This is a genomic window from Haliscomenobacter sp. (assembly GCF_041740695.1).
Taxonomy (GTDB): domain Bacteria; phylum Bacteroidota; class Bacteroidia; order Chitinophagales; family Saprospiraceae; genus Haliscomenobacter.
On record NZ_JBGSLK010000143.1, the window covers coordinates 64,570 to 79,026 of the forward strand.

The following is a 14,457-nucleotide window of genomic DNA, read 5'->3' on the forward strand; positions in this document are numbered from 1 at the left end:
CAGGTTCATTTAAATCGTCAATATGAAAAAGTTATTTGTTCAATTCATTCCAACCTTGTTTGCGCTGGCCTTGATTTTTGCATCCTGTGGCAAAGATGATGCAACGCCTTCTGGAGACAACAGCAATACCAGTACCACCAATGTATCCGCTGGCATCAAGTCCTACGTTTCCCAAAACTATGCAGGCTACAGCATTTACGAAGTAGAAAAAGAAGACTGGTGCAAGGATCAGTACCTGATCAAAGTTGGCATCCAGAAAGGCAGCCAGGAACTTCACCTGGTTTTTGACCTCAATGAAAAATTTGTGTTTAAAGCGATCCGTATTGCCGAAGGGCAACTCCCGGCTGCGGTATCCAGCAACATGAGCAAACTGTTTGCTGGTTACGAAGTAAAGGACGACAACGACGTAGAAGAACTCCAATACACGGATGGCAGCAAACGGTATTATGTGCGCTTGCAAAAAAACAGCGGCGGTGGTGGTTCCGATGTACGGGTGATGTTCCAGGCCAATGGCAGTGTATTTTGCCAAAGAAATTAGAAGCTGTTTGAGTACAATTGCTTTAATTTTGGCTTGTTCAATGTGGCCAAGCTTTTATGGAAAAACACAAAACTACCATGGTATCCAAACATTTTTTTATCAAGGCATCAGCCATCAGCTTTGTGCTGAGTCTGCTGATTTTTGCCTGCAAACAAGAATACATTTACATTGGTGAAGTTAATCCTGGAACCCAGGATACGACCAGCACCGGAGGCACTGGTGGAACCGGAGGGGGAACGGTAACCACGGGCAAACCCTGCTCACCGGATTCGATCTACTTTGAATTGTCGGTGTTGCCGATTTTGCGCTCCAATTGCGCATTATCTGGTTGTCACGATGCCACTTCCCGCGAAGAAGGAATCATTTTGGACACATACGCCAATACCATCAAAACGGGCGGCATTCGGGTCAACAGCCCGGCAAGCAGCAAAATTTATTCCTCCCTCCACAGCACCCGCGAACGGATGCCCCCTCCGCCTATGGCAGCCTTGAGTGATGCGGATAAAGCCAGCATTTTGAAATGGATCCAGCAAGGTGCCAAAAACCTGACTTGTGAGGGCATCTGTGATTCTACCCAAACCAGTTTTAAAAACAACATCCTACCCATTGTCACTTTGCAATGCAAGGGTTGCCACAGTGGTACAGCTGCTTCAGGTGGTGGAATTCTGCTGAGTACTTATGCAGAGATCAAAAAATATGTCGACAATGGTAAGTTTTTGGGTAGTCTGGTCCAGTCTCCGGGCTACAGCGCCATGCCCAAAAGTGGCAAGTTACCGGATTGTGACATCCGCAAAATCCGCAACTGGATTCGGCAGGGTGCTTTAAATAACTAGTGAGTATTAGATACAATATATCTGCTTGGGGCGCCTTCGTGATCATCGCATGACGAAGGTGCTTTTATTTCCAGTCATCCTCATCCAGGCCTTCTAACCATCCAGCAATGCTGTTGCCGATGCGGTTTTCCTCTAATCTTGCCGAATCAGAACCCGCAATGATATTCCCTCTTTGAATGTCCTTTTTGTGTCGATTCCAGCGCCCCAGGATGGAAACAAGAATGTCGATCAATCCAAATTTTTGTTCTGCCATATTCAGGGCCTCATCAATCTCGCCAAGTGCTATCAGTTTTTTAAGTTTGCCTTTGAATTCAGCCAAGGAACCCGGCAATAGCCTGAGCGGCGCAACCGCACTCGCTTTGATGAGTTGAATTTTTTTGGTAAAATCCATATTACCATATACTCCCCAAGGCATCGGTGACGCAGGAGTATCCCCCGTTCTGCGCGGCACACTTTGACGGAAAGTTGTTTCTTGAATATCCGTAGATTCCAGCACTGATTTGGCCATTTCAAAGGCACCTTCCAGGGTTTGATTTTCCTGGGTAAAAGAGGAATAAAAAGCTTTGGAAAAACTAAAGGCGCGTTGGTCGTCGATTTTGGTGGAGGTCGCTATCACGGCTACATCCCGGCCGATGCCCTCCAGGATTTTGCTCACCATCCCTTGGGTGGAGCAACCGTTGAGGAAAATGATTTGCAAATTGGCCATCCCCTTCAACAATTGAATGAACTGCTCGATACCCTGGGCACGATTTTCCAACTCCAGGTACAAACTATCGGCGTGCCCACCGTAATGAAACACGGTGACCTGATAGTGATAAGCAGTCATGGCATCGAAGAGATCATCGGTAGTTGCATTGCTGATGATTTCGTACTCCAGTTTGTCTTGTAGTCCCAGCAAAATCTTGCGCAACTCGGAAGTTTCTTTTTGGAGGTATTCCAGGTAGTTGTCTTGTTTGTTGGAAAAAGCCAGCAGTATAAAAGGCATGACGATTGATGGTTTAAGTGTTGGGGGGTTAAGCTTTTTGTTTAAACCTTGGTTTGGGGGTATAGGCAATGTGAAAAAGTGCATCACCCTGGTTCACCACCGGGGTATTGTTGTGGCCAATGATGTAGCCACTTTTTTTGGTTTTGACCTGGGTTCTTTCTTCCCCAAAAGGGTCGGTAATGTACGCAATGACTTCATCCTTTTTCACTTGTTCACCCGAACATTTCACCAAATGGAACATCCCTGCTCGGGGTGAGCGCAACCAGGTCGCATCCGCAAAATGTTTGCTGGCTTCGGCCGGTGGGGCATCGCTGAGTATTCCTTTGTGTAGCATCACCCGGCGCATGCCCAAAATCCCTTGCTGGATCGAAAATTCGTCAAAGCGCAGGTTTTCCCCTCCTTCAAAAATCACGATGGGTTTGTTCAACTCCACTGCTGTGCGGCGCAAGGACGATTTGATGGCCTTTCCGGAAATGGTGAATGGTGCCGAAAAAGCTTGAGCCAGTTCAAAACTCGGTCCGTGTTCGGTAGTATAACGCACTTGAGGGTAGTTGTAATGTCCACGACCTCCGGTATGAAAATCGATGCCAAAATCGATCACGGGCAAAATTTCGCGTGTAAATACCCGGGCTACCCGGGAGGCTAATGAGCCATTGGCATTACCTGGAAATTTGCGGTTTACGTCCTTACCATCGGGTACATCCCGCGAAAAATTGATGAATCCGTACACGTTCAACAAGGGGATGGCAATGATCGTTCCAGCATGTAGGTGGTTAAAAACGCCCTGCTCGACCGAGCGGCGCACGATTTCTACCCCATTCACTTCATCTCCGTGTACCCCGCCCAATACCAACATACACGGCCCCACCCGGGGTCCCCGATACACATGCGCCTTGATGGAGATGATGTTGCCAGAAGGGATGCGCCCCACTGGAATTTTGATCACAGCGTACTGCCCCGCTTCAATGAGCGTGTTGTAAATTTTGATGGGTTTGCTTTGGGTGGCTTTGCTACGGGAATAACCTGTGTTCATTGATTTCGGATTGCGGATTGCGGATTTCGGTGGGTCTACAATACAGAAAGATATACCTGACCGAACCTGAACGCTTCAAAAGTAAGGTACAAAAGCTAAAATACCTACTTTTTCAGTGCCGAAGCAGCACCGAAATCCGCAATACCAAATCCAAAATGGTTAAATGGCTACTTTTTTTCGCACTTTCCCATTCTTGATTGCAAGGACTTTTTTCTCCACAAAATCAAAAATTTTGCCAGCTACGTCTACTTGAGTATAGGTTTCGATCCCTTCCAGGCCTGGCGAAGCATTGACTTCCATCACCAGTGGGCCCCGTTCGGAACGGAGGATATCCACCCCGGCAATGTCCAGACCAACCGCTTTCGCAGCAGTGCGAGCTACAAAGTCTTCTTGCATGGTCAATCGCTCCTGCTGGGCGCTGGCACCACGGTGTAAATTGGAGCGGAATTCCCCATCGCGAGCTTGACGTTTCATCGAGGCTACGACCTTGCCATTGACCACAAATGCTCGTATGTCGGCACCTTTGGCCTCCCGGATAAACTCCTGGATGATCACCCTTTCGTTGAGGCGTTGGAAAGCTTCTATCGTGGATTCCGCATTGCGGTAAGATTCAGATAAAATGACCCCCAGCCCGTGGGTACTTTCCAGCAGTTTGATGACTACGGGCAGTCCTCCAACCATTGAAATCAGTGGTCCAATGAGTTGACCATCACCTACGTAAGCAGTTTGTGGAACGTCGATTTCCATTTCTTGCAAACGTTGCAAACAACGAAGTTTGTCGCGGACCAATAATAAACCTTCCGGCTTGAGGGTTGAAAAAACCTTCATCAAGCGCAGCTGGGTGAGCACCGAAGCGCCCATGAGGGTAAATGAAGTAGAAATGCGCGGAATGACTGCATCTAAATGACTGAGGGGAAAGTCTTTATAATACATTTCGGCCCGGCCTTGTTCCATCACCAAACTGCATTGTTTGTAGTCGATGAGCTCAATTTGGTGGCCGCGAGCCAAGCCGCAGCGCAACAGCGACTGAGTGGAGTATACCTCCTGCGCTGTGGAAAGGATGCCTATTTTCATTGTTGCTTACTTGGATATTCAATGGAATTATACAAAACTGCTGGAGGGCCTCCTACAGCGGGGCAATTTACAACTAAAGTGCATTCAAGCAATTTTTAGGGCATTCTTTTGGACGGAAGTTCGTCGAATAGATGAAAGTAATCTACCGACGCAATAATTTGAATTTCTCCTTACCTTGCATCACCATTCACCCACAACCTTTGGATACATGTATTTTCGCCAGTTAGCGTTATTTTGTTTGTTGATTGTGCTCAGGGCAAGCTCCTTGAATGCTCAAACCCAATTCAATTTTTCCGACAGTACCCGGATCAGCTTGTTGACTTGTTCGCCCGGAAATGCCTTGTACAGTACCTTTGGGCACAGTGCGGTGCGGGTGTACGACCCCCTGAGTGGCATGGATGCGGTGTTCAACTGGGGCATTTTTGACTTCGATACGCCCAATTTTTACTGGAAGTTCATGCGCGGCAAATTGTTGTATCAAATGGGTGGGCAACGCTTCGCGGATTTTTATTCCGAGTATCAATACCTGCAACGGAGCGTGGTAGAAACACCGGTACTGCTGCCCTTGGACGCCAAACGCAAGTTGCTGAACACCATTGAGACCAATTATCTCCCTGAAAACCAGAAATACAAATATGACTTTTTCTTTGACAATTGCGCTACCCGCATTCGAGATGTAGTGGAACGTGCGCTGCCGATCACTTATGCTGATACAACCCGTACAATCAAACCCTTGCGCAGGTTATTGGATGAATATTTGGTTGAAATGCCTTGGTCGGACTTTGGGATTGATTTGGTTTTGGGCCTGCCCGCTGACCAAATGGGCACTTTCCGCTACGAGATGTTTTTGCCAGATTATTTAGGCAAAAACCTGCTGCATGCGCGCTACCAGGGAAAAGCCATTACTGGGCCGAATGTAGAACTTTTGCCTGCTGCGCCCCTCCCCCCTTCCACTGCCCCCAAACCTTTGCTGCTCATTTCGATCATCATGTTACTTTGGGTTGGGACTGGTTTTTTAAAGCACAAATGGCTCGTCAACATCCTGGATCGTCTATTTTTTGTGCTGCTCGGTTTTGCGGGTACTTTGATGTTGTTCCTGTGGTTGGGCACCGATCACCTGGCAACTAAATACAACTTAAATGTACTCTGGGCCAATCCTTTGTATTTCATTGCGATGGGGTCGTTGCGCGGCAAACGCAAGATTTGGCTATGGATCATTGGGGGCTTGTGCGCCTTCACCTTGATTTTTTTCCCGTTTTCGCCACAACTTTTTCACCCGGCGATCATCCCTATACTGCTCGCAGTAATTGTACGCTGCGCCTTAAAGATACGAACTAAACAATAGTCCCTTAATTTCCTCCAATGCAATACCCATCTACTTTCGAAACCATCATCTTCGACCTCGGCGGCGTGCTGGTCGACTGGAATCCACGTTACCTCTACCGCAACTTGTTTGTAGATGAGGCCGAAATGGAACGTTTTTTGGCTGAAGTCACCACTGGCCATTGGAACGAACAACAAGATGCCGGGCGTACCCTGGCTGAAGCGACCGAGTTATTGGTGAGCGAACACCCCCATTACGAAGCCGAAATCCGGGCTTTTTATGGCCGCTGGATCGAAATGCTCAATGGCGCATTTGAAGGCACCGTAGCGATTTTGGAGGAAATCCTCAAAAATGGCCGCCACCAGGTGTATGCCCTCACCAATTGGTCGAATGAAACCTGGCCGCATGCCCTGGAAATCTTCCCTTTTATGCACTGGTTTGAAGGCGTTTTGGTTTCTGGCGATGAAAAATTGATCAAACCCGATCCAGCGATTTATGAGTTGATTTTGGATCGTTATGGCATTGAGCGCAGTACGGCCTTATTCATCGACGACAACTACAAAAATGTAGTGGGTGCCTGGGATGTGGGTTTACCAGCAGTACATTTTGAATCTTCGGAACAGTTGCGGGGATTTTTGATGGAAAAAGGAGTCTTGTAGTCCTATCAAAGAAGCTGTTTGAGTTTATATCGCGGGCTGCAAAGGGTCTATTTTGAGTTAAATTTCGTTCCGAAAATGCTCATTTAGCGCTGCTAAACTCCGCTTTTCGTGCCTCATTTAACTCAAAATAGCCTCCTTTTCGCCTTCGCAATATAAATTCAAATAGCTTCTTAAAAAAAATGCTATTTTTACAACCATCCTTCACAAATGTACCATCTATAAAGAGCTTAAGGCTAAGCTATTTTATACTCTCCTCGTAAAAGACATCCATGTATTTTACTACTTTTATCGTTAAACATACTTTGAGAATGAAAACTACTAACATCTTTAGTCTGGGACTTTTGCTAGGCATTATCGCCCTATCGCTGCCTTCTTGTGGGTTGGAGACTTTTGAAATTTATCCCGATCCGGCCGAGTATGACTCTCTGAGCGTGACCACCACCAATGGTAAGTTCGACAAATTCAGGCTGGATTCGATTTACCTGGCGGACATCGTGGTGGGCATCAGTGATGGCGGCGATACGATTCGTTTTGTAAAAGGAGTCGATGAGCTTACCTACTATTTTATTGCGCCAAGTACTTTGCCCGTAGGTACCCATCAGGTACGCATCAATGCGCTGCGAACCTTACTGAGCATCAAGATTGATACCCTTACTGGTTTGGGTAGCCAAACCGCGGATGCCATCATCTCTAATCATATGCGGGATGAAGTCACACCCAATGTCAATTATTTCAGTCCAGCTACGCCGACCCTGGCGCTACAATTGGCCAAAATGAGGGATACCACCCAGTTTTTGTTTAACACCCTGAATGCCGATCAAAAGCGAGGTGTCGCCATTACCCTTTTGGCCAATAAAAACCTCTTTAGAGATTTCAATACGGCCCTGCGCAATTTGCGCTCGGTGCCCATCAATGCAGTAGGGCCTTCGGCGGTCTGTACCGGCACCGATTTCAAAACCTATTATCCTTGTTTGTTTGAAACACTAGGCTTGACCTACACCAGTCTGGAAGCGCACGGGCGCTTGTTGGGGGCCTTTGCGCGTGCGTTGAACGGCTCTTTCTTTTTCATCAATACAGCGGGGGAATACCGTTTAAGGCTTACTTCCAATCCGGCATTGGTGGCTGGTTTGTTGCAATTTGTCAATATATTGCCAAAGGCGATGATTGTGGGCGACTTGGGCAGCAGGGCGAACAATCGCCCCTGGATTGTAGAAGCTAATTTTTCTCAGGTTCCGACCAATGCTGTGTTTACCCATAATATCACCGATACCATTCCAGTTACACTCAGCTACCGCAATATCAGTGCAACGGATGCTGGAACGGCTTTGGTGGGTTCCTATGTGGCGCGTTTTAATGCTTTCCGCACTTGGTGGGAGGATTCGCCACTGTCTTTTTTCCCAATAATTCCAGAGCTGACTCCACAAACAGCACCCCTAGCACTGAATAACCCGGAGGTTTTGGCAACGCTGACGCTTAGTAGTACCAATGTTACCAAAGCAGCTACCAGCCCCGCTGTGTTGGAAGATGGTTTCCGGGCAAGGTTTAGAATTGATGCGGAAACGGCGCAGAATACTATGATTACCTTGACTGTTTCCCATCAAGGGTTTAGCGATATGCGTACTTTTAATGCTACGGTGAAACCGAATTAGGAGTGACGCGTTTTTTCGAATGACGAATAATTCGAATGACGAATGACGAATTGGGGGCATTGCCCTCAAGATTTGTTGGTCAATTCACATAAATGGAATCCAAGTCTAGCGCTTCCGAAAAAGCTTAGGTGCTACCACCCCATTCGTCATTCGGAAAATTCGTCATTCGAACCATTCGTCATTTCTTCATGACTCTCACACTTTCTCTTTTTCCTCCACCACGCCATTCCAAAGTATACCAACCCGCAGGCCATTGAGCCACATTCAAAGTGTACTGCTGGGCGTAAGGCTCAAGTTCAAATCTTTGTAAAACCTTCCCTTGCGCATCGCTCCAAAGCAGTTCTACCCCTGTAGCCTGTGGCACCCATTCCACTGTCAATTGGTTATCGGTAGGGTTGGGATAAGTACGGATGATGCGGAGGTTTTCGGTCGTTTTTTCCACCTTGGTAGCCGCTTTGGGAGCCGTGAAACCAGGAGGGAGATTGGAAAGGGTGAAACAAGCCAGGATTTCAGAGGTGAATTCGACAACGGGAAACGTGTAGGCACCAATCCGTAGGGTATCCACCTCTGCGGTTTGAAAAAGACCATAAATGCGGCCATTGGGATCGTAGCGCAAATTGGTCACAAAAAAAACGCCCTCGCCAGCAGCAGGCAAAAGTACCAATGTATCCACAGTTCCATGGAGGTTGTAATGGCCTATGGCGGAAGTGTAACCATCCCAAACCGCCTGGACGGTTTGCCCTTCAAAGGTCGTAGAAGACTCCCCTTCTGGAGCAAGAATAACCAAAGGCGCCAACAAACCACCATCCGGCGAAACACTGGCCACTTGTGCTGCGAGGGTCACGTCAATTGCCGCATCGGCATAGATTTTTTGCCATACGATTTCCCCTTGTTCATCCAGTCGAAACAAAAAGCCGCCATATTCATCCTCTCCTTCGCGTAGGGTTTGCTGCTTCCACCTCAAAAAAGTTTCAAAATACCCCATGAGGTAGGTATGCCCTTGTGGATCAGCCACCAGTTGCGCCTCAGCGTATTCGCCGTGGAGCTCCCTGATCCACAACACTTGCCCTTGGGCATTGTATTTGATCACCAGGTAAATGTCTTCCAGACTGGAGCCTTCGATCAGTGGGCCAGTGGTGTAGCTAAATCCATAAGCATCGCTCAAGGTCGTTTCTTCACTTGCTTCGCCAAACAACAACACCGAGCCATCCGCTTGGGGAATCAATTTTAAAGGGTAAAACCCGCCATTGTCGTATTGGATGGAACCAATTTGTTCCAGTTTGCCTGCACCCAGGCTTCGCGTTAGGAGCAATTGATAATTTTGGCTGCCATAGTACTGCTTTTGGCCATTCCACACCAGGGTATCCCCATATAGATTGAACACCAGGTGCCGCTGCCCTGAGGCATCAATGTTCAATACCGGGCTGTCTGCACCCCCATAATATTCAGCATCGGGCGGGGCGCCAAAAGCGTAGTGTTGCTCTACTTTCAACAATTGCCCTCCAGCGCTATAAGTGACGATAAAGAGTGCATTGCAATACTCCTCGGGGCAGGGGTTCCGCACGGGATCACCCATTCCGGCAAAAAACTGTGGCGTATCGTATTCTCCTGAGATCAAAATATTTCCAGCGGGGTCAACAATGAGGCTATTGAGATACCCCCAGCGGCTTTCCACTCCGTCTTCGTCCAATCCCACCAGGGTACGGGCCCACTGGAATTTTCCGGCGGCGTCATACTTGGCTAAGGCATAAGCTCCTGCCTCGGGGTCGGAATATAAGGTGGTGTCGCCATATTGGATTTGATCTACGATACGCTGCAACAAATAGCTGCTCCCCTGGGCATCTACTACAAATTGGTCGTCATCATCCAGACCAAAACCTGTGGCGCCCCCACTATCGAATTTGGTCGCCCAGTGGTAGTTGGGGGTTTGGGCGGGTAAACCACCCATCCAAATGTTTAACAACAGCAATAAAATTACACTACACTTAAGCATGAATTTTAGATTAAAATGGATTAAGGTTTAACTTTTACAACTTTTCCTACACCGATAACCCGACGCTCGGCATTAACCACCTGAATGATGTAAATTCCAGGAGGAAGCAGTTGTGTACTTAGTTGGTGACGATTTGACCCTATTTGGCCTTGCACAACCGCACTTTGTACGGTATTTCCAAGTTCGTTTTGAATGACAATTTGTACGCTGGAAGCAAGTTCCAATTCAAATTCGGTCATCACTTCATTGCTAAATGGATTGGGATAAATTGTAAGTGCTTTTGACAAGTTTTTCGGGCTTGGCGTATTGCTCACATTTGGCTTACCCAGTTGGAGTAGTTCTGCGGTTGGGGCACTTGGAACACTATCCAATACATAAGATACATAGGCCCGATCAAAAGCTCCGGTCGTATTGTAAAACCCATACCCCCCAAGCTGACGGTAGTAAGATTGCCCTTTGAGGTTTCCCCCAAAATAGAGGACGCCGTCGTCGTACAGCATCGCCTTGATGGTTTCGGTCTCAGGCCCGCCGTAGGATTTTTTCCAGGTCAGAGCCCCGGTTGAATCGTATTTGATGAGGCCAATGTCCTCTTTACCTTGGCTGTACAGAAATACTGCATCATTGGCATGTTGAACGATACCTGTGTAAGTAAGGCCCAGACTCAGGCCAGATTGTGGATCAAATGCTACATCAAGCTGTTGAGGGTCAAGATTCCCCTTGAATTTGTCAAACCAGCTCAAATTCCCGCTTGTGGAATAAACCAACAGCCCCAGCGCATTTCCCTCCTGAACCGAGCCATTGCTCAATAAAGTATCAAAATTACTCAATACCAGGGCATATCTCTGTGCATTGGGTGAAGTAGCAAATTTGGAAATGGTTGCGCCGTTGAGGTCTATTGTTTTGAGGACATTAAAAGCCAGATTACTGGATTGGACAGCCGCTACAAAGCCCAGGTCACTTGAATTCAGGCTGATTTTTTGATCATTGATCTGTAAGGTATCACCCAATATCCGCCCAGCTACCAATAAATCACCACTGCTTCCTTGTGCAAAATGAAGGCCATCCAGCGTATCAATATGCTGCAATATATTCATGCCCTGGAAAGTGCCAGAAGTGCCAATTCTCATCATGAAGCCATCCAGGCGCTCGTGGGTATAGTCCGGATTCAGCAATTCACCACGATAGCGCAAGGCGCCACTCACATAGCCACCCAGGTACAAGAAACTATCCCTCACCGAATAATGCGTAATGCGCAGCAAGGTATCCGATTCCAGGGGTGCCGACCAGGCGTGCTCCGGGCCAGAATAAGTCAGCACATATTCCCGTTTGGCAACAGACTCGTACACGGTAAAGGTCTTGTTGGCGTCCCAGCTATTCCATTCGTATTGGAGCGTAGAATCGGCAAAGGGGACAAGGTTGTTGTCCACATGACTGTAATTGTAATAGTAATTGCCTTGAGTGGTGGTAGTGACCGCCTTAGGTACAATTCCTCCTGCACTGATGAGCGGTGCAAACCGGAGGAATGATTCTGGAGATAGGGTGTCAAGAAACACTTTAACTTGAACCTCAGCATCTTCAGAACTACCTGTCAATCTTAAATTATTGTGCACCTCATTATTATTCAACTTTGATTCTTCATGATCATGTGAATCAAAGTTTGAGCCATTCCCGAGGGGGCATTTTTGTTCTCTTGCAAATTTTTCAACTTCACTGGCGTTAATAACCGAAAAGTTTGCGGTGCAATAGGTTACCAGCATACACCGCTCATTGTCATGATTCGTATGATTGTCTTTTGCATAAAAAAGAATCCTATCAAGATCACTGCTTATTACAGGAACTAGTGTACCTGCTTTAAATTTCTGAACAATAACATTCAATCTTTCAGTTTTCCAATTACCATCACATAGATCACAAACAGGGGCATTTTGGATTTGCTGCTTCAATTTTTGAATTCGCATCAAGCGACCTTCACTTCTACAAAAATTGACAGCCATACAAGCGTATCGCCCATCATTGACACCAGGAGTTGGGAATGGCGTGCTTTGTCCCCATTGGGTTTGATTATAAACTTGCACTATCAAAGGTTTAATCTCGGCTTTTGTAATGGCTTCTTTGAAGGGTATGATTTCTGAAGGGCCTGAACAAGGTCTACAATAGTCAATACTTGCCAATTCATCCAAAATATCATTCAAGGCAATAATGGTATAATTACTAGGGCAAAACTTAATTTCTCTACAACCAATCGTGGAAATATCCCACTTTTGGGTTACCAAAGCTTCAGCTAATTCATATAGAGGTGGGGAGTTATTCCATTTATAACTCAGTTCTATACCAAATAACCCTGACCTACTCACAAAGTCATCTACAATCTTTTGTACTGTAACCTTTTCCGGAGTACTACAAGGTTGGTCTTTAGGTGGCTTCGGTGCTTCCTTACAAACACTCGTCCCATCCTTTCCAATCGGCATATCAATGTCTACAATGGCAGCAATTTCCGGATCGCAGGTAGAATGCACCGCACGATTGCCATCCTTGCCACAATCCAGTGCTCGGCAGTTGGTCTCCGAGTTGATGTTATCTCCATTTTCACGCCGTCCATTCTTAGCTCTAGTATCATCAATTACGGTTAATGAACCTGGGCAAAATACGACTTCGGCGCATTTATCTCTTTTAGCATTCGTTTCACACAAGCGGCGTAGCTCAGCTTTTTGCTCTGGCGTCAAGTCACTGTTTTCATCTTTCAACAAAGCATTGAAAACCTCGTCAAGAATCCCCGCCCAAGAAGTAATGGCAGTTACCCTACTGCGCCGTGGATCATTGACAGAAAATGTTTGATCACCCAAAATACAGTCCAACATAGGGCGACACATCTCATTTCTTTCCTTTTTTTTGCCACTTGTCAATTCAACTGAATACTCTCTGGCCGCAGGTACTATGAACCTTGGCCGAGCCTTATTGGTTGGGCAATACAAATTGAATTCACAGTTGCCGTCTTTAGTAGCAGGAGAGGATACTATTTGGAAGGCAGCCTCAGCAATGCTTGGGGATAAGCTATAAGTACATTTCTCTTGAGAATTTGTGCCAAATATGCTTACTTCTACCTGATGAGGCCCCGCGCCCAAGTTGTTTACCGTAATGGTGCTTTGATCATCATACGTTGTACCATCTACTTTGATAGAAATATTGCTGGCAGGAATACCCAGAGCAGATAAATTAAGGGAAAGGCTCCCCGATTTGAGGTCAATAGGATTGCCATTGATGTCCTTCGTATCCAGTTCTGCGCAGGATGGCTGGCTTTGTACCTTAAAAAGTGTACTCAGTTCTGGGCTAGCTGAGCCACACTTAAGCAGGTTGTACTGATAATTTAATTTTTTACACTTATTGGCAAATTCCAGTGTTAGGAAGTCAAAGTTCTTGTATAAGTCAAAAGTGGCTGGCAAAGTAGTACCAGTGCCCAGCACATTGCCAGCAGGGTCTTTCCAGGTGATGGTATAGGAGGCATCGGCATCCACAAAATTAGTGCTGCCATTGGACTTTACCTGAGCACGCAGCACTTGACCTGGGGTGGTGTACATTTTGGGGCCAGCTACCGAAGGCTCAAAATTGTATTGCAGCCCTTCGCCACAGCCATCGGGTAGCTTGTAAGGGCCGCCTACTTTGGTGCAACCCACTTCATCGGTTACGGTTACAAAATAGGAGGTGTTGGCTTGGGCTTGCACTAAATTGCCAGGGGCCCCATTGCTCCACTTGTAAGTTGGATTTTTGGCAGTGCTGCTTACCTGAATGATTTCATTGCTGATGCTGACCAGATCGACGGTAAAATTGCCCTCGCCTTCGGCAGTCATTTTACCCGGGTATTCTTTTTTAGCGCATGCCAAGCCAGCAAAACGTGGATCAAGATATTCGGCAACGATGACAAAATCTCCCGCACACACGTTTTCAAAACCGATGTATTGATGACTAAACGGCTTCCCAAGATTGCTTTGAGGAATTTCCACTTGTACCCCTTGAGCATTTTTCATCTTTAGCGTAAACTTGAATTTATTTGCCCGGATGGAGTTCTGAATCTCAATATCATTTACCGTAAGCCTGGCTTCACCCGTACAAGCATTACAAGCGGTTTTTTTGAACACGCCTGGTTTCAACTGGGCGTTTAGTAATAATGGCGCAATCAAAAAAATTGCGGAGAGAAACTTTAGGTATAGTCTGTTTTTCATGTTTTTAGAGATTAAGAGCCTGTAAAAAATTACGTTTTTCTCAATATGAGATGAATGTTAGCAATCAAAACAAAAGTCTCACTAGTTCTGGTGTCGGCTTCGTAATCAAGGGAGAGCCTTCTTGACCACATGAGCCAAGAAATCGTCCTCTC

Annotated in this window: 10 protein-coding genes; 5 read left to right on the forward strand and 5 right to left on the reverse strand. The window is 46.6% G+C overall.

From position 1 onward, the window contains the following. Nucleotides 1-22: 22 nt before the first annotated feature. Both ACEW9O_RS29480 and ACEW9O_RS29485 read left to right on the forward strand, forming a co-directional pair. Nucleotides 23-538 carry a hypothetical protein gene (locus tag ACEW9O_RS29480; RefSeq protein WP_373553831.1) on the forward strand — a complete coding sequence of 172 codons (516 nt, stop codon included), beginning with the start codon at nucleotides 23-25 and terminating at the stop codon, nucleotides 536-538. Between the two features lie 77 nt (nucleotides 539-615). Continuing rightward, on the forward strand, nucleotides 616-1,371 hold the full coding sequence (locus ACEW9O_RS29485) for a hypothetical protein (protein ID WP_373553832.1): 756 nt from the start codon (nucleotides 616-618) through the stop codon (nucleotides 1,369-1,371). 64 nt (nucleotides 1,372-1,435) lie between these two features. On the opposite strand, the gene ACEW9O_RS29490 is transcribed toward ACEW9O_RS29485, so the two are convergent. From ACEW9O_RS29490 to ACEW9O_RS29500, 3 genes are all read right to left on the reverse strand, one after another. Next, nucleotides 1,436-2,356: a hypothetical protein gene (locus tag ACEW9O_RS29490; RefSeq protein WP_373553833.1), complete on the reverse strand. Its 921-nt coding sequence runs from the start codon at nucleotides 2,354-2,356 to the stop codon at nucleotides 1,436-1,438. 28 nt (nucleotides 2,357-2,384) lie between these two features. Then, nucleotides 2,385-3,389 (reverse strand): succinylglutamate desuccinylase/aspartoacylase family protein, encoded by a 1,005-nt coding sequence (locus ACEW9O_RS29495; protein WP_373553834.1) that lies wholly within the window; start codon nucleotides 3,387-3,389, stop codon nucleotides 2,385-2,387. 159 nt (nucleotides 3,390-3,548) lie between these two features. Continuing rightward, nucleotides 3,549-4,463 (reverse strand): RimK family alpha-L-glutamate ligase, encoded by a 915-nt coding sequence (locus tag ACEW9O_RS29500; protein WP_373553835.1) that lies wholly within the window; start codon nucleotides 4,461-4,463, stop codon nucleotides 3,549-3,551. 208 nt (nucleotides 4,464-4,671) lie between these two features. On the opposite strand from ACEW9O_RS29500, the gene ACEW9O_RS29505 reads away from it, so the two are divergent. The 3 genes from ACEW9O_RS29505 to ACEW9O_RS29515 all read left to right on the forward strand — a co-directional run bounded on the left by ACEW9O_RS29505 (nucleotide 4,672) and on the right by ACEW9O_RS29515 (nucleotide 8,095). After that, a complete protein-coding gene (locus ACEW9O_RS29505) occupies nucleotides 4,672-5,808 on the forward strand; it encodes a DUF4105 domain-containing protein (protein WP_373553836.1) in 1,137 nt (378 codons plus the stop codon). 17 nt (nucleotides 5,809-5,825) lie between these two features. Continuing rightward, a complete protein-coding gene (locus tag ACEW9O_RS29510) occupies nucleotides 5,826-6,446 on the forward strand; it encodes an HAD family hydrolase (RefSeq protein ID WP_373553837.1) in 621 nt (206 codons plus the stop codon). Between the two features lie 308 nt (nucleotides 6,447-6,754). After that, nucleotides 6,755-8,095, forward strand: coding sequence for a hypothetical protein (locus tag ACEW9O_RS29515; protein WP_373553838.1), 1,341 nt, complete (start codon nucleotides 6,755-6,757; stop codon nucleotides 8,093-8,095). Between the two features lie 178 nt (nucleotides 8,096-8,273). On the opposite strand, the gene ACEW9O_RS29520 is transcribed toward ACEW9O_RS29515, so the two are convergent. After that, nucleotides 8,274-10,088, reverse strand: a complete 1,815-nt coding sequence (locus ACEW9O_RS29520; RefSeq protein WP_373553839.1) for a T9SS type A sorting domain-containing protein — start codon at nucleotides 10,086-10,088, stop codon at nucleotides 8,274-8,276. A gap of 20 nt (nucleotides 10,089-10,108) precedes the next feature. Beyond that, the gene (locus ACEW9O_RS29525) at nucleotides 10,109-14,305 is read right to left on the reverse strand and encodes a T9SS type A sorting domain-containing protein (protein ID WP_373553840.1); all 4,197 of its coding nucleotides are present in this window, start codon (nucleotides 14,303-14,305) and stop codon (nucleotides 10,109-10,111) included. Nucleotides 14,306-14,457 lie beyond the last annotated feature (152 nt).

Bases quoted from the DNA above. Each gene is read 5' to 3' on its own strand.
- ACEW9O_RS29490 (WP_373553833.1), bottom strand. From the start codon at position 2,356: ATGCCTTTTATACTGCTGGCTTTTTCCAACAAACAAGACAACTACCTG.
- ACEW9O_RS29515 (WP_373553838.1), top strand. From the start codon at position 6,755: ATGAAAACTACTAACATCTTTAGTCTGGGACTTTTGCTAGGCATTATC.
- ACEW9O_RS29485 (WP_373553832.1), top strand. From the start codon at position 616: ATGGTATCCAAACATTTTTTTATCAAGGCATCAGCCATCAGCTTTGTG.
- ACEW9O_RS29480 (WP_373553831.1), top strand. From the start codon at position 23: ATGAAAAAGTTATTTGTTCAATTCATTCCAACCTTGTTTGCGCTGGCC.
- ACEW9O_RS29505 (WP_373553836.1), top strand. From the start codon at position 4,672: ATGTATTTTCGCCAGTTAGCGTTATTTTGTTTGTTGATTGTGCTCAGG.
- ACEW9O_RS29525 (WP_373553840.1), bottom strand. From the start codon at position 14,305: ATGAAAAACAGACTATACCTAAAGTTTCTCTCCGCAATTTTTTTGATT.
- ACEW9O_RS29510 (WP_373553837.1), top strand. From the start codon at position 5,826: ATGCAATACCCATCTACTTTCGAAACCATCATCTTCGACCTCGGCGGC.
- ACEW9O_RS29495 (WP_373553834.1), bottom strand. From the start codon at position 3,389: ATGAACACAGGTTATTCCCGTAGCAAAGCCACCCAAAGCAAACCCATC.
- ACEW9O_RS29500 (WP_373553835.1), bottom strand. From the start codon at position 4,463: ATGAAAATAGGCATCCTTTCCACAGCGCAGGAGGTATACTCCACTCAG.
- ACEW9O_RS29520 (WP_373553839.1), bottom strand. From the start codon at position 10,088: ATGCTTAAGTGTAGTGTAATTTTATTGCTGTTGTTAAACATTTGGATG.